The sequence below is a fragment of the uncultured Cellulomonas sp. genome, assembly GCF_963527515.1.
Taxonomy (GTDB): Bacteria; Actinomycetota; Actinomycetes; order Actinomycetales; family Cellulomonadaceae; genus Cellulomonas.
The window spans coordinates 13857-33415 of the sequence record NZ_CAURTV010000022.1; the positions used below are offsets into that span (position 1 = coordinate 13857).

General features: G+C 72.6%; 16 protein-coding genes. 2 read left to right on the forward strand and 14 right to left on the reverse strand.

All coding sequences use genetic code 11. From position 1 onward, the window contains the following. The first annotated feature begins 120 nt into the window (after positions 1–120). Positions 121–2409: an EAL domain-containing protein gene (locus RYN42_RS08060; RefSeq protein WP_315095247.1), complete on the forward strand. Its 2289-nt coding sequence runs from the start codon at positions 121–123 to the stop codon at positions 2407–2409. A 56-nt stretch (positions 2410–2465) separates the two neighbouring features. Here RYN42_RS08060 and nusB read toward each other — a convergent pair whose 3' ends face one another. The 6 genes from nusB to RYN42_RS08090 form a co-directional block, all read right to left on the reverse strand. Continuing rightward, positions 2466–2882, reverse strand: coding sequence for a transcription antitermination factor NusB (gene nusB / locus RYN42_RS08065; RefSeq protein ID WP_315095248.1), 417 nt, complete (start codon positions 2880–2882; stop codon positions 2466–2468). Position 2883: 1 nt separating this feature from the next. Then, positions 2884–3447: an elongation factor P gene (efp, locus tag RYN42_RS08070; protein ID WP_315095249.1), complete on the reverse strand. Its 564-nt coding sequence runs from the start codon at positions 3445–3447 to the stop codon at positions 2884–2886. Positions 3448–3636: 189 nt separating this feature from the next. Next, entirely contained in the window at positions 3637–4557 is a 921-nt protein-coding gene (locus tag RYN42_RS08075) for a type IV toxin-antitoxin system AbiEi family antitoxin domain-containing protein (protein WP_315095250.1), read from the reverse strand. A gap of 163 nt (positions 4558–4720) precedes the next feature. After that, positions 4721–5161 (reverse strand): type II 3-dehydroquinate dehydratase, encoded by a 441-nt coding sequence (aroQ, locus tag RYN42_RS08080; RefSeq protein ID WP_315095251.1) that lies wholly within the window; start codon positions 5159–5161, stop codon positions 4721–4723. 29 nt (positions 5162–5190) lie between these two features. Continuing rightward, positions 5191–6315 carry a 3-dehydroquinate synthase gene (gene aroB, locus RYN42_RS08085; RefSeq protein ID WP_315095252.1) on the reverse strand — a complete coding sequence of 375 codons (1125 nt, stop codon included), beginning with the start codon at positions 6313–6315 and terminating at the stop codon, positions 5191–5193. Beyond that, complete coding sequence (locus tag RYN42_RS08090; RefSeq protein WP_315095253.1) at positions 6312–6875, reverse strand: shikimate kinase; 564 nt, start codon at positions 6873–6875, stop codon at positions 6312–6314. The genes aroB and RYN42_RS08090 overlap by 4 nt, the downstream gene beginning before the upstream one ends. A 185-nt stretch (positions 6876–7060) precedes the next feature. On the opposite strand from RYN42_RS08090, the gene RYN42_RS08095 reads away from it, so the two are divergent. Continuing rightward, on the forward strand, positions 7061–10693 hold the full coding sequence (locus RYN42_RS08095; protein WP_315095254.1) for a fibronectin type III domain-containing protein: 3633 nt from the start codon (positions 7061–7063) through the stop codon (positions 10691–10693). Between the two features lie 72 nt (positions 10694–10765). Here RYN42_RS08095 and aroC read toward each other — a convergent pair whose 3' ends face one another. From aroC to RYN42_RS08135, 8 genes are all read right to left on the reverse strand, one after another. Beyond that, complete coding sequence (gene aroC / locus RYN42_RS08100; RefSeq protein WP_315095255.1) at positions 10766–11956, reverse strand: chorismate synthase; 1191 nt, start codon at positions 11954–11956, stop codon at positions 10766–10768. 72 nt (positions 11957–12028) lie between these two features. Further along, positions 12029–12838, reverse strand: a complete 810-nt coding sequence (locus RYN42_RS08105) for a hypothetical protein (protein WP_315095256.1) — start codon at positions 12836–12838, stop codon at positions 12029–12031. Next, positions 12813–13514, reverse strand: a complete 702-nt coding sequence (locus RYN42_RS08110) for a fimbrial assembly protein (protein ID WP_315095257.1) — start codon at positions 13512–13514, stop codon at positions 12813–12815. Before RYN42_RS08110 ends, RYN42_RS08105 begins: the two co-directional genes overlap by 26 nt. Next, positions 13511–14575, reverse strand: coding sequence for a type IV pilus assembly protein PilM (gene pilM, locus RYN42_RS08115; protein ID WP_315095258.1), 1065 nt, complete (start codon positions 14573–14575; stop codon positions 13511–13513). Before pilM ends, RYN42_RS08110 begins: the two co-directional genes overlap by 4 nt. Positions 14576–14687: 112 nt before the next feature. After that, a complete protein-coding gene (locus RYN42_RS08120) occupies positions 14688–15473 on the reverse strand; it encodes a prepilin peptidase (RefSeq protein WP_315095259.1) in 786 nt (261 codons plus the stop codon). Further along, positions 15470–17041: a hypothetical protein gene (locus RYN42_RS08125; RefSeq protein WP_315095260.1), complete on the reverse strand. Its 1572-nt coding sequence runs from the start codon at positions 17039–17041 to the stop codon at positions 15470–15472. Before RYN42_RS08125 ends, RYN42_RS08120 begins: the two co-directional genes overlap by 4 nt. 35 nt (positions 17042–17076) lie before the next feature. Beyond that, entirely contained in the window at positions 17077–17778 is a 702-nt protein-coding gene (locus RYN42_RS08130; RefSeq protein WP_315095261.1) for a type II secretion system protein, read from the reverse strand. After that, positions 17771–19555, reverse strand: coding sequence for a prepilin-type N-terminal cleavage/methylation domain-containing protein (locus tag RYN42_RS08135; protein WP_315095262.1), 1785 nt, complete (start codon positions 19553–19555; stop codon positions 17771–17773). The genes RYN42_RS08130 and RYN42_RS08135 overlap by 8 nt, the downstream gene beginning before the upstream one ends. Positions 19556–19559: the final 4 nt, after the last annotated feature.

A 19559-nucleotide genomic window follows, 5' to 3' on the forward strand; every position in this document is an offset into this window, starting at 1 on the left:
TCTCGAGCGGCCACCCTACCGTCCGGCCGGGGTGCTCCCGGTGCGACGTCCGTCACGGCTGACGGGCTCGTCACCCGGATGCCACGTCATCCCGGGGCGACCACGTGACGATCCCCTGATGTGCTCGGAACCGTTCCCACCTGGGTGACCGTGCTGCAGCTGCTTGCTGCAGGGCTGGTCGGTGGATTCTGCGTGCTCCAGTGGGTGTGGTGGCGTGGCGAGGTCCGGCCGGCCAGCGCCGCGTGGTCCCTCGCCTGGTCGTCGGACATGGGACTCGTGCTCCTGGCCGGCGGGCTGTTCACGCTGACCACCCCCGGCACCGTGCGGGACGTGCTGGTCTTCGTCCACGCGCAGCTCGTGGCCGGCTTCCTGGTCATCGCCGTCCCCGCGACGCGGGCGATCGCCGGCGGCCCCAAGGTGCGCTACTGGCTGTGGGCGGCGATCGCCCTGTTCACCGCACGCGCCGCACTGTGGTGGGTGCCGATGGACCAGTGGGTCGCCGACGCCGACGTCCTCGACGCCGGCCTGCTGCTCGCCCCGACCGCGGTGGTCGTCTCGTACGTGGTGGTCGCCGTCGGCCGGACGAAGCTCACCGCGTTCGGGTCGCTGCTCGTCGTCGCCGGTGCGGAGTCGCTCGCCCTCTTCACCGCGGGCGTCCTGGTCCGGGACCACGCGCTCGGGGCCATGTGCGCGGCCCTCTGGGCAATCCCGCTCGCGGTGGGCATCGAGGTGCTCGCGCTCAACCGGCTGCGTGACGCGCAGGACGCAGCCGCCCGCCAGCACCAGATGCGCGACGCCCTGGCCCGCCTGGCCAACTCCGCGTGGTTCGTCAAGGACGCGGACGGCCTGCTCGTGTCCGCCCGCGACGAGGCCCGCATCATCCTGCAGGACCCGAGCATCGAGGGCTCGCTACGGCCGATCGCCCGCGACCGTTTCGTCGCGGAGCTCTTCTCGGCGACGAAGGTCGAGCATGCCGCTCCGTGCCGGACGTTCCTGATCGACCTCGCGCAGATCGTCTCCGCCGCGGCCGAGCGGTACCAGCTGAGCGAGCGGCTCCACACCACCGCGTTCGCCGACCCGCTGACGCGGCTGCCCAACCGCCGGGCCGTCGAGGAGCACCTCCTGGCGATGCTCGAGCGTGCGAACGTCGAGCGCACCCGGGTGTCCCTGGTCTACTGCGACCTGGACGGGTTCAAGCGCGTCAACGACACCTACGGCCACGCGCACGGCGACGCGCTCCTGGTGCGGGTCGCGGAGTACCTGCGGGGCGCGCTCCCCGACCATGACGCCTACGTGGGCCGGGTCGGCGGGGACGAGTTCGTCGTCGTCCTGGCCCGGGCACCGCAGGACGTGGAGCTCGTCGCCATCGCGCGCGGCATCCGGGAAGGGTTCGTCGACCGCGCGGGCGGCAGCCGGCCCGCCCGACTCACCGTGGGCGTCGCCACCTGGGTGCCGGGCGACGTCGTCGACGCCGACGGCCTCGTCCGGCACGCCGACACGGCGATGCTCGAGGCCAAGCGCTCGCGGTCGGGCTTCCGCGTGTTCGACCGGGCGCTGCGCCGCCGCGTGGAGGCCGAGCGCCACCAGCTGACCGCGCTCGAGGCCGCAGTCGGGGCCGGTCAGTTCACCGCCTACTTCCAGCCCATCGTCGACGCCCAGACCCTCGAGATCGTGCAGGTGGAGGCGCTCGCCCGCTGGGACCACCACGGCAACCTCATCCTGCCCGCCGACTGGCTCGAGCTGGCGGAGGAGTCCGGGCTCATCGTGCCCATCGGGCTCGAGGTCCTGCGGCAGGCCCGGCGCGCGCTGGAGCGGTTCCAGATGCCCGTGTCGGTCAACGTGGCCGCCCGGCAGCTGGCGGAGCCGGACGCGCTCGAGCAGATCGAGACGGCCTGGGGCGACGCCTTCTGGGAGCACCTGACGCTCGAGATCACCGAGAGCGCGCTGGTCCAGACGTCGTCGGCCGTCCCGGTCCTGTCCGAGCTGCGTGCGCGCGGTGCGCGGATCGCCGTCGACGACTTCGGCACCGGCTACAGCTCGCTCGCCCGCATCGCCCGGCTCCCCGTCGACGAGCTGAAGATCGACCGATCCTTCGTGCGGGACATCGGGACCGAGCGAGGACGCGGCGTCGTGCGGGCCATCGTCGCGCTCGCCCAGACGCACGACCTCGCCATCGTCGCCGAGGGCGTCGAGACGGCCCTGCAGCTGACCACCCTGGGCGAGATGGGGGTGACCCGCGTGCAGGGCAACTTCCTGGGCCGCGCGGCGCCGAACCTGCCGGTGCGCGGGCCGCGTCCGACGACCGGTGCGACCGCGGTCGTGCATGCCGGCCGGGCGCTGCGCTCCATCGTGCCGACCCCCGCCTCCGGCCGGGACGGCAGCCGGCTGGCCTCGGTGCCCCGGTACTGACCCCCGGGCACGACGACGCCCGCGCACCCCCGGTGCGCGGGCGTCGTCGTGCGTGCTCAGGCCAGGAGCGTCGGCTTCAGGTCGACGATGCGTCCCAGCAGGCCGTTGACGAACTGCGGCGACTCGTCCGTGGACAGGGAGCGGGCCAGCTCGACGGCCTCGTCGACGGCGACCGCGTCGGGGACGTCGTCGTTGAAGAGGATCTCCCACGTGCCCAGGCGCAGCAGCGCCCGGTCGACCGCCGGCATCCGGTCGATGGTCCAGCCGTGCGCGTGCGTGGCCAGCAGCTCGTCGATGCGGTCCTGCTCGGCGATCACGCCCTCGACCAGGTCGACGGAGTACTGCGGCAACGCGCTCTCGGTGCCGGGCTCCGCGATGCGGTCCGCGAGCAGCCGGACGGGGTCGATCCCCCGCTGGTCCGCCTCGAAGAGGACGTCGAGGGCCCGCTTGCGGGCCTTGGTGCGAGCTCCCACCTCAGTCGTTCACGCGGCCCAGGTAGCTCCCGTCGCGGGTGTCCACCTTGACCTTCGTGTTCGCCTCGAGGAACAGCGGCACCTGGATCTCGTAGCCGGTCTCCAGCGTCGCGGGCTTGGTGCCGGCCGACGAGCGGTCGCCCTGCAGGCCCGGCTCGGTGTACGTGACCTCGAGGACGACCGACGGGGGCAGCTCGACGTACAGCGGCACCCCCTCGTTCGTCGCCACCATCGCGTTCTGGTTCTCCAGGAGGAAGTGCGACACGTCGCCGACCGTGACCTCGGAGATGTGCACCTGGTCGTACGTGTCCGTGTCCATGAACACGAAGTCCGTGCCGTCCTTGTACAGGTACTGCATGTCGCGCTTGTCGACGCTGGCGGTCTCGACCTTCAGGCCGGCGTTGAACGTGCGGTCGACCACCTTGCCGGACATGACGTTCTTCAGCTTGGTGCGGACGAACGCGCCACCCTTGCCGGGCTTGACGTGCTGGAACTCGATCACGGTCCACAGCTGGCCGTCGATCTTCAGCACGGTGCCGTTCTTGAGGTCGTTGGTGGTCGCCACGATCGTCGCTTCCTGTCGAGTGAGCTTCTGTGCGGTCCGGCGGAGGCGCGGCCCTGTGCGTTCCCAGGGGCGTGCGCGGCATCAGCGGCCGCAGACCGCCGACCATCGTACCGTGCACCGACTGCCGGCCCGTCCCTCGGCGCCCAGCCGACAATTGTGAAGCATCCGGCCCGAAGACGGCCCGATCGTTCACCGTCCCGGGCGAGGCAGCGAGCGCAGCGTGGTGAGGTGGGACTCGATCTGTGCGATCACCATCCGCGGACGGTTGACGATGTCGTCCCACGTGTAGCGGAGCACGGTGCACCCGGCCGCGACGAGCAGGTTCTGCCGCGTACGGTCGGACTGGAAGCGGTCAGCCCCGTGGAAGCGCTGGCCGTCGACCTCGATCACGAGCCGGACGTCCGGGAAGTAGATGTCCGCGGACGCAGCGACGCCGACGTGCCGATGCAGCGACTCCGCCGCGAGCCACCCCCCGATCCGCGCCTCCCGCAGCAGTCGTTGCAGTCGCCACTCGGCCGGGCTCGCTGCCCCGTCACGCAACCGGTCCAGCGCAGACCGCCGTGGGACGTTCCCCCATGCCCCGGGATGCGCCCCGATCCACGCCGCCAGCTCGTCGGCGGCGAGGAGCCGACGACTCAGCACCCACGCCAGCAGGCCGTCCGACTGATCGGGCTCGAGTCGGCCGAGGCAGTCGATGATCGTGCGTCGAAGCGTCGTCACCCGGGCGTGCCCCGCAGGCTCGGTGTCGGAGGGATCGAGCCCGAACCGGTGGGCCCGCAGCGCGTCCCTCGACGGCCGCGCGGTCGGTACGTGGACGTGGATCAGGCCGTCGTCGGCGACGGGGAGCCGGTGGAGCCGCGCTGCGGTCCCGAGGCACGTCGTCGCCTCCGGCCAGGTGAGCCACACGGCGTGCACCTGCTCCCACGGCCCGACGGACTGGTCCCGGAGGGTGAGCGCGGCACCGGCGACCCGCATCCACCGGCCGCCGCGCAGACGACGCCGCACCTGGTGCTCGGTCATCCCGGCAGCCATCGCCTGCTGCGCGGTGAAGAGGCCCGCCTGGCCGGTCGCCTCCGGTGGGCGCCATCGCGCTGGTAGCCGGTCCGTCACCCATGAAGGGTCACGTCCGGATGCCTCCGTGCCGACCCGCACGACCGCTCGGTGCACAGCGCGTCCACCGCCCGGGCTGTGGGCGACTCGTCCGAGGCGAGGAATGAGAACCTCCCGGCCGAATGTCGACCCGTTCCTTCACATTCCTGCGCCAGGGCGGGCGCTACGTGCGGGCCGCGATCGCCTCGAGGGCGAGGCGGTAGCCCTGGAGGCCGAAGCCGGCGATCGTGCCCGTGGCGATCGGGCCGATGACCGAGACGTGCCGGAACACCTCGCGGGCGTAGGGGTTGGACAGGTGCACCTCGACCAGCACCAGGCCGGCGTGGGTGACTTGCGCGGCCGCGTCGCGCAGCGCGTACGAGTAGTGGGTGAACGCGGCCGGGTTGAGCGCCACGTGTGCTCGGGCGTCGACCGCCTCGTGCAGCCAGCCGACGAGGGCGGACTCGTCGTCGGTCTGACGCACCTCGACGTCGAGGCCGAGGTCCGCCGCCCACTTCTCCACCGCCGCGGAGAGCTCGTCGTGCGTGGTGGAGCCGTACACCTCCGGCTCCCGGACCCCCAGGCGGCCGAGGTTGGGACCGTTGAGCACCAGCACGCGCGTCATGCGGGCAGCCTAGGTGACGGTCGTCGGCGTCAGAGGGAGATCGCGCGCGACGGGGCCGGGGCGCCCTCGCTCAGCTCGGCGTACGCGGCGGCCAGCAGCGTCGGGTCAGGCCCCTCGAGGCGCACCGGCTTGCCGATGTCCTCGAGCACCACGAAGCGCAGCAGGTCGCCGCGGGTCTTCTTGTCCCGGCGCATGGCCGCGAGCAGCCGCTCCCAGCGGTCGCCCCGGTAGGTCACGGGCAGACCGAGCGACGTGAGGATCGAGCGGTGCCGGTCGACGACCTCGTCGGAGAGCCGCCCCGCCAGGCGCGCCAGCTCGGCGACGTAGACCATGCCCACCGAGACCGCCGCGCCGTGCCGCCACTGGAACCGCTCCACGTGCTCGACGGCGTGGGCGAACGTGTGCCCGTAGTTGAGGATCTCGCGCAGGCCGCCCTCCCGCAGGTCCTCCCCCACGACGCGCGCCTTGACGGCCACGGCCCGCTCGACCAGCTCGAGCAGCACAGGCGACGACGCCGCCGCCACGGGGTCGGTCAGCAGCGCCGTGTTCGCCTCGACCAGCTCGAGGATGCGCGGGTCCGCGATGAAGCCGCACTTGACCACCTCGGCCAGCCCGGCGACGAAGTCGTGCCGAGACATCGACTCGAGGGCAACCAGGTCGCAGAGCACCCCGGCGGGCGGGTGGAACGCGCCCACGAGGTTCTTGCCCTCGGCGGTGTTGATGCCGGTCTTGCCACCGACGGCCGCGTCCACCATGGCGAGCAGCGTGGTCGGCACCTGGACGACCTTGATGCCGCGCAGCCAGGTCGCCGCGACGAACCCGCCCAGGTCCGTCGTCGCGCCGCCACCCACCGCGACGACCGCGTCGGAGCGCGTGAAGTCCGCCTGGCCGAGCACCTGCCACAGGAACGCGGCGACCTGGGCGGTCTTGGCCTCCTCCGCGTCGGGGACCTCGGCGATGAACGCCTCGTACCCGTGCGCGCGCAGGTCCTCCCGGACGGCGTCGGCGGTGGTCGCGAGAGCCGCGGGGTGCACGACGAGGACCCGGCGCACGTCCGGACCCAGCAGGTCGGGCAGCGCAGCGAGCAGGTGCCGCCCAATGACGACGTCGTAGGGCTGGTCGCCCTCGACCCGGACGGTCCGTGCCTCGGTCATGACGGGTTCCCCTCGGAGCGGCGCAGGACCGCGAGCTCCTGCTCGATCTGCTCGGCGACGTCCGCGGGTCGGAGGCCGTCGGTGAGCACCCGGAGCGTCGCCAGCTGCTCGTACACGGGCCGGCGGGCTTCCATGAGTGCCTGCCACTGGGCTCGCGGGTTGCCCAGCAGCAGCGGTCGGGACTGGTTGAAGCCCACCCGGGGGCCCGCGTGGGCCAAGGTCACGTCCAGGAACACGACGACCCCGCCGCCAGCCACGTAGTCGTCGAGCGCCGCGCGGGTGGAGGGGTCGAGCACGGCGCCCCCACCGAGCGCCAGGACGCCCGCGTGGCTCGTCAGCGCGGCCGCGACCGCGTCCCGCTCGAGCGCACGGAACCGGGGCTCGCCCTCGTCGACGAAGATCTCGGCAACCGTCTTGCCGGCCGCCGCCTCCACGTCGGCATCGGTGTCTCGCGACGCCAGCTGCCAGCGCGTGGCGAGCGCCGCGGCGACGGACGACTTCCCCGAGCCGGGGGGACCGATCAGCACGAGACGGGGGGCGGTGGAGTCTGCAGCGGGCACAGCCAGCAGGGTAGTGCGCGGACCGCCGTTCACCCGCCTGGCCTACGACGCCAGATGGTGCGTCCCGGACCCTCATGATCAGGCCTGGGCCTGCCGAGAAGCGACGAGACCGCTGTATCCACGCGCGCCCCGGAGGCCTCGCTGTGTTCCGACGTTCCCTAGCCGCGATCGTGACGGGTGCCCTCGTGGCCACCCTCATGGCCGCCGGCACGCTCCCGGCTCACGCCGCGACCATCGACGCCCCCGAGGCGAACCTCGCGGTCGTCGACGGCGACGGCGACCTGCGCCTGAGCTGGCAGCCGACGCCCGGGGCGTCCGCGTACCGGGTCGAGGTCGCGACCACGGCCGGGTTCGACGCCGGGACGGTCGTCGCCGCCGCGGACACCTATGCCCTGACCTGGGTTCCGACCTCGGTCCTGGCCAGCGGCGAGGCGCGCACCCTGTACTGGCACGTCGCTGCCTACAGCAGCGGGACGACGGTCGCGTCCCGGGGGGGCTACTCCGAGGCGCAGACGTTCGACACCGACGCGATGGCGGTCCCGGTGCTGGTCAGCCCCGGCTCGCCGAGCGGCGGCACCGTGACCTACCCGACGCCGGTCACGTTCGTGTGGCAGCCCGTCCCGGGTGCGGTCAGCTACGACGTGCAGTACTCGCCGGACAGCACCTTCCCCACCGAGGTCAGCCGCCCGGTCGAGAACACCACAGGCACCAGCTGGACCCTCGACCTCCCCCTCGAGCGCACGGTCGCCGGCGAGACGATCGTGTGGAACTGGCGCGTCCGCGCCAACTTCTACTCGGGCACGTCGACCGCGCTCACCGGTCGGTGGTCGCCCGGCTCCAGGTTCACGGTCGAGTGGCCCGCCGCGGCCTCGAAGCCGACCCTCCTGTCCCCCGCCAGCTGGACCTCGCCCACCGACCCGGCAGTGTCCGACGTCGTGTTCACCTGGTCGCCGGTGCCCGGCGCCGCGTCCTACAAGGTCGTCGTCGGCGTCGCGAAGAACGACGCCGGCACCGCGATCGCCGGCGAGCTGGCGAACGCCGGTGGCACGACGACCAGCACCACGCTGGTGCCGGAGATCGCGCTGCTCGACCAGAACTACTACTGGCAGGTCGTCGCGTACGACACCGCCGGGCGCCCCGGGGTCCCGTCCGACATCCGCCAGTTCCAGAAGCAGTGGGGCGGTCAGACCTCCCCGACGGTGACGGTCGGTGCCCCGAGCACCTACCCGGTCCCGACCATCGGCGCCCCGAGCGTCGAGAACGCGCCGGAGATCGACCTCAACAGCTTCCAGCTCTCCTGGCAGCCCGTCCCGCGCGCGACGATGTACGAGGTCCAGGTCGTCCCGCTCAACGGCGACCCGCGCCTCACCTGCCGCACCGCGTCGACCTCGGTGACCGTGATCGAGGAGGTCGACCCGGGGGCAGGACTCCCCAGCGCGCAGGACGGCGCCGGTCCCTGCCTGTGGACGGCTGTCCCGACCAAGCGCATCCAGGCCGGCGCGACGTACCGCTGGCGCGTCCGCGCGATCGACCTGACGGGCGCCGCCACGACGCTCCTGCAGTCGTCCCTGCCCACTGGCACCGTGGTCAGCGACTGGTCGGACCCCGAGGACGCCGGCCTGCCGGCCCGCGCGCGGTACGTCAAGGTGGTGGCTCCGCCCGCCGCCACAGCGACCGGCTCCGAGCCTGACGAGGCCGCCTTCGCCGCAGCGACGACCGACGCGCTCAAGGGCCAGCCCTCGCCGGTGTTCTCCTGGAACGCCACCATCGGCGCCACCGGCTACGAGGTCCGGTTCGCGACCAACTCCGCGATGACCACGCAGATCGCCGTCGTCCGGACGCAGGGCACGGTGCTGCGCCTCAACGGCGTCTTCGACGACAACACCACCGGCCTGCCGTACTACTGGCAGGTGCGCCCGTTCAAGCACGTCAGCGGGGACATCGTCTACATCGCCGACGGCTCCGCCTCGCACCCCAGCTGGGTGAAGAACTCGCGCGCGACGGACCTCGTCGGTGTGGTCAACCCCGTCTCGGTGTCGTCCGACGGGACCACGGTCCTGTCCTGGCGGCCGCAGGGCGCCAGTGCGCCCCTCGACGGCGGAGCACGGGGCTACCAGATCTCGATCCTCAACTCCGACGGCACGCTGCTTGCCGCCAAGAAGATCGAGTACCCGTCCTACGTCGCGCAGAACCCGGCCAACGGCAAGCCGCTGCCCGATGGCAACTACAAGTTCACGGTCGCCCCGCTCGACGCCAACGGGAACCCCGGTCGCGTGTTCGAGCCGGCCCGGGACTTCACCGTGGAGACCCCGAGGCCCGTGCTCGCCGCTGCTCAGGCCGGCACGTCGAGCCTCGCGCTGCGGTGGTCGACGCCGGCCGCCGTCGCGCGGTACGAGGTCGAGTACTGGAACACCGCCACGCCGACCGCGACGACCAAGGTGGCAGGCGTGTCGCTGGTCAAGCAGACCGGCCTGACCGTCAAGGACCTCGCGCCCGGGACCTACGGCTGGCGCGTCCGGTCCGTCGACTCGGCGAACGGTGTCTCGCAGTGGAGCACCGTCGCCACGGCCGTCGTGGCCACGCGGGCGCCCGAGCTCATCACCGGCGACGCGGTCGTGCTGCCGACGTCCGCCCGCGTCCTCGACTGGGAGCCGGTCCCCGGTGCGTCCCGGTACATCGTCCAGTGGGCGACGTCGTCGGGCGCCGTCGCGTCGGCCGTCGGCGTGGAGACGGTCGCCTCGTCGCTCGCCGTGCCCTCCGCCGTCACGTTCGGGGCCACGTACTGGTGGCGCGTGCGGGCGGTGTCGGAGAAGTACAGCTCCTCGACGGGAACGTCCCGCGTGTCCCTCGGGACGTCGGTCGAGCGCACGTTCAGCACCCGCACCACGCCCGGCGCCCCGGTGGGCACGGCGGTCACGGTGAACGGCCGCGACCTCACGGTCAGCTGGACGCAGCTCACCACGGCGGCGTCGGGGACCGACACGGGCGTCCGGTACGTGGTGCGCTACCGCGCCAGCGCGACACCCGAGAACGCGTGGGTGGTCCTGTCCCCCACGACCGCAGGCGCCGCGAGCATGGTGCTCACCGGGCTGCAGAGCAGCACGACGTACGAGGTCGCGGTCAGCGCGCTGACGGCCGAGGGCCAGGGGCAGTGGTCGTCCACCGCCACGAGGGCCACCGCGGGTCCCCCGGGGGCGCCCACCGGGCTGGTGTTCGTCTCGGGCGCGGGCACCCTCAAGGTCACCTGGAGGCTCCCCACGTCGACCGGCGGAACCCCGCTCACCGGCGTGACCCTGCGCTACCAGCGCACGGCCGAGAGCAGCTGGACCACCGTCCCGCTGCTGCCCTCCACGACGACCTACACGATCACTGGCCTGGTCCAGAACACCGACTACCGCGTCGAGGTCACGGCCGAGAACGCCGTCGGTTCCGGCCCGGCGGCGGCGGCGCAGTCCACTGTCGCGGGGCTGCCCGGTTCTCCCGTGCAGTTCGCCGTGACGCGCGGTGACCGCTTCGCCACCGTGACGTGGGCGCCGCCGGCCAGCGACGGTGGGTCGGCGATCACGGGGTACGCCCTCGAGATGCGGACCTACAGCTCGTCGACGGCCACCTGGAGCGCCTGGGCGGTCAAGTCGTCGCCCGCGAGCACGGCCCGGAGCGCGACCGTGACGAGCCTGGTGAACGGCACGACGTACGAGTTCCGGCTGAGCGCGAAGACCGCCATCGGGACGGGCGCTCCCACGAAGGCGCTCCGGGTGCAGCCGTCCGTGCCGAGCGTGATCCGGTCGCGCACCGCGACGATCGCGCCTCGGGCGTAGCCGCCACAGCCCGCCCTGCGGCGGCCGGCCCCCACGGGGTCCGGTCGTCGCGCGGCGGCGCTGCCGCCTGGCTCAGCCGAGCAGGTGTGGGATCGACGCCACGTACGCGTCGAGGTTGCGGCGGACCTCGGCGACGGAGTCGCCGCCGGTCTTGGCCAGCAGCGCGTCCGCCAGAGCGAGCGCGACCATGGCCTCCGCGACCACCGCGGCGGGCGGGACGGCGCACACGTCCGAGCGCTGGTGCTGAGCCTTCGTCGCCTCACCCGTCGCCGTGTCGACCGTGTCGAGCGCGCGCGGCACCGTGGAGATCGGCTTCATCGCCGCCCGCACGCGCAGGATCTCCCCATTGGTCATGCCGCCCTCGAGCCCGCCCGCACGGTTGCTCCGGCGCACGATCCTGCCGGACGCGTCGCGCTCGATCTCGTCGTGGGCCTGTGAGCCGCGGCGGGCGGCCGTGCGGAACCCGTCCCCGACCTCGACGCCCTTGATCGCCTGGATGCCCATGAGCACGGCGGCGAGCTGGGAGTCGAGCCGGCGGTCGGCGTGGACGTACGAGCCGAGGCCGGAGGGCAGCCCGTAGGCGAGCACCTCGACCACGCCGCCGAGCGTGTCGCCGTCCTTGTGGCACTCGTCGATCTCGGCGACCATCGCGGCCGAGGCGGCTGCGTCGAAGCAGCGCACCGGGTCGGCGTCGAGGGCCGCAGCGTCGTCGGGCGTCGGCAGCGGGGCGTCGTCTGGAGCCCACACCGGACCGATGCTCACGACGTGCGAGACGAGCCGGATGCCGGCCGCCTGCTCGAGGAACCGGGCGGCGACCGTGCCGAGCGCCACCCGCGTCGCGGTCTCCCGCGCACTCGCGCGCTCCAGCACGGGCCGGGCGTCGTCGAAGCCGTACTTGCGCATCCCCACCAGGTCGGCGTGACCCGGCCGCGGCCGGGTCAGGGGCGCGTTGCGCGCGCGCTTGAGCACGTCCGGGTCCGCCACGGGGTCCGCCGACATCACGTCGACCCACTTGGGCCACTCGGTGTTGCCGATCTCGATGGCGACCGGACCGCCCTGGGTGCGACCGTGCCGCACCCCGCCGAGCAGCCGGACCTCGTCCTGCTCGAACTTCATGCGCGCGCCGCGGCCGTAGCCCAGGCGCCGGCGTGCGAGGGCGTCCTGGATGTCCGAGGTCTGCACCTCGACGTCCGCCGGCAGGCCCTCGAGGATGCCGACGAGCGCCGGACCATGAGACTCACCGGACGTCAACCAACGCAGCATGAGCCAGATCCTCCCATGACGCGGTCCACCCCCCGGGCGGGCGCCCGGAGGGTGGACCGTGAGCCGGACCGGTCAGCTGCGGGCGACCGGGACGAGCGGGTTCTTGCCCGGCACGGCCCCCGGGAGGGCCGGCGGCACGGCGGCCGGGTCGGCCACCGCGGGGACTGCGAGGGCGTCGGGCAGCGCGTACGTGTACCCGGTGATGACCAGCTCCTGGTCGCCGACCGCGGTGGCGGGCCTCCCGCTGCTGGCGTCCTGCTGCGACTGTGCGGTCCCGACGAAGCCGGTGACCAGGAACAGCCGCTGCGTGGAGTTCTGCAGGTCGTGCAGGAAGGCGATCGTGTTGTCGTACGTGCCCAGGGCGGTGACGGACAGCGGGATCGCGGTGAAGCCGGTCGGGCCGTTGGCGCCGGCCGGGGCGACGGGCTCGGCCGCCACCTCCGCGGACTCCTCGCCCGGCTCGGTCGGCTCCGCGACCGGCGCCGTGACCGCGGGAACCGCGAGCACGACGGACTGCGGGATCGACGGCGTGACCGCGGTCAGCGTGACCGAGTGCGCGACGGCGATGGCGTCCAGCTGGCGCAGGTACTCGGACAGCATCGCGTCCGTCGGGATCTGCTGCTGGATCGACGCGAGCTCAGCCTTGAACTCCGGCAGCCTCTCGAAGTCCGCCTTGAGCTGCGTGACCCGCAGCTCGAGGAGCTCGTTCTGCTGGCGGGTGTTCTCCGCCTCGGCACGGATCTCGGACGCGGCCGCCATGGTCGGCGAGATCGCGAAGAACCACGCCGCCGCGGCGATGACCAGCCCGATGAAGACCGTGCCACCGATCCAGGTGCTCTTCTTGGCGCCGCCCATGTCAGCCCTGCCCTTCAGTACTGGCATCGAACCGGTGCGAGTAGGTCGCGTCGGTCAGCTGGACCGTCGCGGAGACGGCGTAGTAGGTGCCCGTGTCGTCCTCGGTCACTGCCGCGGAGGACACCCACGCGTCACCGAAGCCGGGGATGGCGTTGAGCGCGTCGATCCACGCGGACGTGTCGGGAACGGTGACGCTGCGTGCCGTGAAGGCGAGCTGGCCGACGCTCGGCGCCTGCAGCGGGTCCGTCGGAGGAGCCGCCGCCACCAAGGGCGTGGCGCCCGTGGAGACGATCGACTCGATGCTGACGCCGGCCGGCAGGACGCTGGTCACCGCGTCGAAGTACGGCCGCCACTGGACCTCGGTGGACATGCCGATCGTGCGTGCGGTCCGCGCCTGCTGCAGCGCGTCGAGCACCTGCGGCACCTCGGCGTACTTGGCGGCCTCGTTGTCGAGACGGACGGTCTCGGCCTGCGCGTCGGCGAGCTCGGAGGCAGCCGTCGCACCGGAGATGAGCGCGAGCCCGAAGGCGCCCACGCACAGGAAGAGGGTGACCACGAGGCTGATGAGCAGCCAGCGCTTGGTGACCCGCAGTCCGCGGGCCGCCCGGACCTCGGGGGGCAGCAGGTTGACCTGCGGCAGCGTCCCGCTCAGCGCGGTGCCGGCGTTCGACCGGGACCGCGGGCGTTCGATCAACGTGGTCATGCGGCAACTCCGTAGGCCAGTCCGACGGGGAGGGCGATGAAGGACTCGTGGCCGTTCAGCGCGTCGCGCTGCGCGGTCTTCGCGGACCGGAGCCCCGCGAGCGGGTCCCCGAGGGTGACGGGCAGCCGGCTCGCGCTGGACAGGTACTGCCCGAGCCCGGGCAGGTGCGAACCGCCTCCGGTGAGCACGCAGACGTCGATGCCGGCGCCCGGGTTGTTGCTCGAGTAGTAGACGAACGTGTTGCGGACCGACTCGACCAGCGCACGAACCACCGTGCTGATCGCCTCGGCGGCCTCCGCGCGGTCAGGACCGACGGCGTACCCGATCCCGATCTCGCGCTTCACGGCCTCCGCCTCGGCGGCGGCGATCCCCAGCGCGCTCGCGACGGCGTTGGTGACGTTCTGGCCACCGGTGGGCAGCGACCGCACCAGGCGGGGCGAGCCCTGGGCGGAGATGACGACCGTCGTGATCGAGGCACCGATGTCGACGAGGGCCGCCGTCGAGTGCGCGAGCTCCCCGCGAGCCAGCGAGCGGTGCAGGGCGAACGCGTTGAGGTCCACCATCCGGGGCCGCAGACCGGCGCCCTCGACGGCGATGATGTTCGCGTTCACCGTGTCCCGCTGCGCGGCGACGAGCATGCCGTGCACGGTCCGGCCCTGGGGCCCGTCGAACTCCGACGTCGGGAAGTAGTCGAGCAGCGCGTCGTCGGTCGACATGGGCAGCAGCTCGCTGACCTGGTAGGGCAGCGAGGCCTTCAGCTGGGGCAGCGGCATCCAGGGCAGGTCGAGCTCCCGGACGATCACCCGCTGGTTGCCGACGCCGATGACGACGTCCTTCGACTCGAACTTCGCCTGCGCCCAGAGCTGGCGCAGGGCGCTGGAGACGGTCTCGGGCTGGACCACCTCGCCGTCGCGCACCGCGCCGAGCGGGAGTGCGACCTGACCGAAGCGGACGAGCATCGGCGGTGTCTTGCCCTGGGGGCCACCGTTCCCGAACTCGAGCTCCGCGGCGCGGACGCAGGACGAGCCGATGTCCAGCCCGATGACGCGTGTGGTGGCCACGAGGGTCCTTCCTACGAACGGATGAGTTCCTTCGTCCTATCGGGTGTCCCGACAGGCGACTTGAGCAAGTTCGGCCGATCTGGTGCACGTAGCGCGTGCACGACTGCGCTGCTCAGAGCGAGCCGAGGTACCAGTCCCAGATCGGCTCGCCGACGACGATGCCGACGGCGGCGCCGAGGAGCATCCACGGCCCGAACGGGATCCCGGACTTGCGCCCGGCGCGGCCGGTCACCAGGAGGCCGACGGAGAAGAGGCCCCCCAGCAGGAAGGCGCCGAACCAGCCCGTGAACAGCGTTCCCCAGCCGAACCACCCGAGGTACAGGCCGAGGACGCCGGCCAGCTTCACGTCGCCGAACCCCATCCCCGCCGGGTAGACGAGGACGGTGACGAAGTAGACGAGGAACAGTGCGGCTCCCCCGACCAGTGCGCGGACGAACGCCGACCAGTCGGACGTTCCCCCGGGGTTCCAGCTGGCCAGGGCGAGCAGCCCGAGCGCCACCGGGTAGGACGGGAGCACGATCGCGTTGGGGAGCCGCTTGGTGTCGATGTCGATGAGCGCGAGCGCCACGGAGACGGCGGCCAGGTAGAGCAGCGCCGGCAGCACCCACGCCGGACCGGCGAACCACGCGGTGAGGCCGAACAGCACGGCGGTACCGGCCTCGACGAGCGGGTAGCGCGCGGAGATCGGCGCGGCGCAGTCCCGGCACCGGCCGCGCAGCACGAGCCACGACAGCACGGGCACGTTGTCCCGCGGCCGGATGACGTGCCCGCAGCGCGGGCACGCGCTCGGTGGGTGGGCGACGGACTCCCCGCGCGGCACTCGCCAGACCACGACGTTGAGGAACGAGCCGATCGCCAGCCCGACCAGGGTGGCGGCGACGACGAGCAGCCCCGTCACGGGTTCCGGACCTCGCGCTTGAACACCACGTCGACCCGGTAGCCGGCGCTGGCGACGGGATCGGTGCTCGGCAGGATGACGCCCGGGATGCCGATGGGCACGTAGTTCATGGTCATCGAGTTGCGCAGGTTCACGGTGCCGCCGTAGAGCTGGCCGTAGAAGTCGGTCGTGTTGTTGGTGTCGATGACGCACGGCGTGTACATGAACAGGGTGATCGGCGCGATGGCGAGCGATCCTGAGTCGTTCTTGATGTTCCCCGCGCCGCCGCTGCACTCCGCGATGCCGTTCGGGTTGGTGTCCGGGACGATGACCCAGAACTTGTGCTGCGCGCCGTCCGCCGACGTCACCTTGAAGTCACCGGTGGAGTAGAAGCTCTTGGCGAAGATGACCATGTCGGCCCTGAGCTTGATGTTCAGGCCGCCCTCGAAGCGGGTCTCCGCACAGTTCGTGGTGTCGAACACCGTCGGCAGCGTCGGCCCCACGAGCGGCCCGTTGGCGTCGTAGCTGGCGCCGGCGACCCGGCACTGGTCCTTCGCCGGGTTGCGCGCGTCGGCCCACGTCGGCGCCCCGTTGGCGACGGCCTGCGCCTGCACCCACGCGCGGTAGGCGGCCCGCCGGTCGCCGGTGTTGACGAAGCCGGTCCAGTCGGCCGGTCGGTACAGGACCTCGGGAAGCTTCACCGGGACATACTGCGGGATGTTCGCCGGAGCGACGCCCGTCCGGATCGCGCCGCCGACGATCGGGGTCCCGCCGGTCCGCGTCCCGGTGAGCACCACGTCGCCGCCGATCTTGGTGCCGGCGGCGAGGGAGGCGTTCGCCGTGACGTACAGGTTCTGACCGACGGTGTGCAGGCCGCCCGGAGCGGCCTGATGGATGGTGAGCTGCTTCTTGCTCCACAGGTTGCCGGTGACCCGGCAGCTGTTGGAGATGTCGACGGTCCCGTTGACGACGATGAGGTTGCCCTTGATCAGCACGCTGGAGTTGCAGTTGACGTTCCCGCCGTCCACCCACACGTCGACGTCGGTGTCCGGCAGCGTGGTCGTCACGGTGAAGTTGTTGGTGGTCATGATGCTGTTCGCAGCGAAGATCGCGGCACCGCTGCCCTGGGTGGACGACGGGGTCAGCGCCACCTTGGACTGCACGGTCCGCCGCGTCCCGTCCTGCGCGGTGGCGGTCGCGGTGACGACCGCGGAGGCCGGGGTCCCGCCAGTGACCGCACCGCCGGGGCCGCAGGTCAGGAGGGCGCCGGTCGTGGAGAAGTACTGCACCGTGGCGGTGGCGGTCGTGCGCGACGGCGACGTACCGCCGACGAGCACGCCGGTGCCCGGCCAGGTGCACGGGGTCCACGTCTCCAGCTCGGCGTAGACGGCGTCGACCGCACCCTCGGCCGTGTGGATGCCGGAGGTGCGGGCGCGGTCCTCGCCGGAGTCCCGCGACGTCGACACCGCGTTGGCGACGACGACGGTCACGAGCATGATGCCGATGAGCGCGACCGCGACGGCGGCGACCAGCGCGACCCCACGGTCGTCGCCGGAGGCGGCCAGGCGTCGGCGGAGGGCGTCTCGCATGGGTCTGGTGCTCCTGAGGTGGGTGTGTGGGGTGGTCATGGCGCCGGCACCGGGCTGCAGGTGTCCGCCGGGTAGCCGAAGATCGTGTTGCGCCCGGTCAGGGTGGACGTCACCGTGGCCGGCGCCGACGACGCTCGCTGCGCCGGGTCCTTGACGCGCAACGTGACGCGGATGGTCTGCGCGGACGACGAGATCTCGGCGTCGTTGGCCTGCACGAAGAACGGTGGCCAGGTGCTGCGATCAGCGGCGACGACCGTGCTCGTGGCGGGCTTGACGATGCTGCGCGCCACCGTGCGCCACGCCTCCACGCCGCCCGTGGACTGCCAGGTGGGCTTCCAGGACCGGTACTCGAGCACGCCGAACGACGACCCCGTGGGAAAGCGCACCCGCCACTGCACGCACTGGAAGACGCCGTCCGTCTGCGTGTAGACGCGCAGCGCGTAGTAGGGCGCCACCCCGGACATGGCGGCGCTCTCGTTGGCCGGGTCGGCGATCACGTTGCCCGAGCGCACCTGCCGGTCGATCTGCATGAGGCCGATCTGGGTCTCGTCGACCGCCCGCGTGCGTGCCAGGTTGTCCTTGGTCTGCATGCTCACGGTCACCAGGATGGAGAACACGAGCGCGAGGAGGAGGCCGAAGATCCCCATCGACACGATCAGCTCGACCAGGGTCCACCCGGCGTCGCGCCGGCCGTCGGCGTCGAGCCGGGCGCGCAGCACCCGCCGCAGCTCACGCACTGGGCGCCGCCTTGAACGCGGCGCTCGCCCGGCCGGAGCCCACGCTCGCGGCGGCGGTGAACGCCGACGGGATTCCCCCAGAGGTGACCACATAGGTGACCGTGAGCGTCAGGGTGCCGGTGTCCGAGGTGACCGAGCAGCCCTGCCCGGAGCAGCCGACCGGGTCGGGGTGGGACGCGATCGACATGGCGGGCGTGACGGTGACCGTGGCGGACGCCGAGACGGTGACGCCGCCGACGGTCGTCGTCACCGCGGGGGTCACCAGGGTCGTGCTCGTCAGCCGGTCGATGGTCAGCGTCGAGTAGCCCGAGCCGTTCCAGTAGCTCACCGTCCCGGTGCGCGTCGTCACGCCCGCCGTCGTGCGCTGCGACAGCCCCCGCTCCACCAGCGTGGCGTCGGTGTAGGACGTCACGGACGCCAGGCCGGACGGCGCCGCACCGCCGGTCCACGGTCCTTGCCCGACGCTGGTCAAGCCCACCGTGCGCTTGACCGACGTCCCGAGGCACCCGGGGCCCGAGAGCGCGGCGCAGCCCACCGCGGTGGTGCCGGCTGCCGACGTGAACCTGGCGCCCAGCGTCTTCGCCGACCCTCCGCCCGCGACCGAGGCCACCGTGAACGGCGTGCCACCGGTCGTGAGCACGACCGACGACGCGCCGCCGCCGGTGAGGTCGGACGCGGCGCACGCCTGCCCCGCGGGGACGCCCGTGGCGCACGACACGGTGGTCGTCGCCCGCAGGTTGGCGCTCGTGCCGCTGGCCGGCACGAGCTGCAGGCTCATGCCGGTCCCCGACACGGTGAGCGGGGAGGCCGAGCCCACTCCGGTCACGTCGGCCGGGTTGGCGGGAGCGGCACCGGCGGACCCGGCGTCGTTGGACGCGCTGTTCGTCAGCCTGCCGCCGCCCGTGGCAACAGCCGCGACGGCGGCGTCGGCGGTCAGCGTCTGCAACCCGCCGTGCGTGGCCGTGGCCTCGACCGCGGTCGCCTGCTGGGAGGTGAGGCCGACACCGGCGGTTCCCACGCTCAGCGTGGCGACGGTCGCCTCGGTGCCGGGGATGATCGGTGTCGTCGGTGTCGTCACCGGCCCCGTGGGACCGGCGCCGGCGGCGGCGACCGTCACGGTCGGGCCGGTCGCGCCCGCGTCTCCGGACAGCAGGGCCTGGCACGCACCGAGGTACGGCTGGTTCGAGGCGTCGCCGCAGCCGCCTGTCGGCGCGAATGCCTGCGACCGGAGGATGACGTGCTTCTGCGTGGTCGTCTGGTTGGCCCGCCACGACGTGATCACGGTGAGGGTGAGGACGTTCGCGGCCGTCTGCGCCGAGCGCGTGACGTACGCGCGGCTGGTGTAGGTGAACCCCGGGATGGACGGGTCCGCCTCGACCGTCTTGTTCGAGCCGCCTGCTCCCGACAGGGGCGCCCGGTCGGTCGTCTGGTCGGTGCTGGTGACCAGGGGCTCGGTGATCGACGGGTCGGCCACCGGGTGCAGCTGCGAGGACGTGACGTTGGGGTCTCCCCCGGCGGCCGACGCGAAGCTCGCGTGCATGCCCTTGGACAGGGACGCCCACGGGAGGGCCCGCATCTGCTCCATGACCTGGTTGGCCACGGCGGTGCCCTGCGCCCGCTGCCGCGTCTGCGCCGTGGTGACCAGCGCCGACGTCTGCACCGCCATCAGGCCGAGCAGCACGCCGGAGATGATCATCATGGCGACGAGCAGCTCGGCGAGCGTGAACCCGGACTCGTCGGACCGCAGTCGTCTGCCGGTGTGCCGTCGTCGAACCATGCAG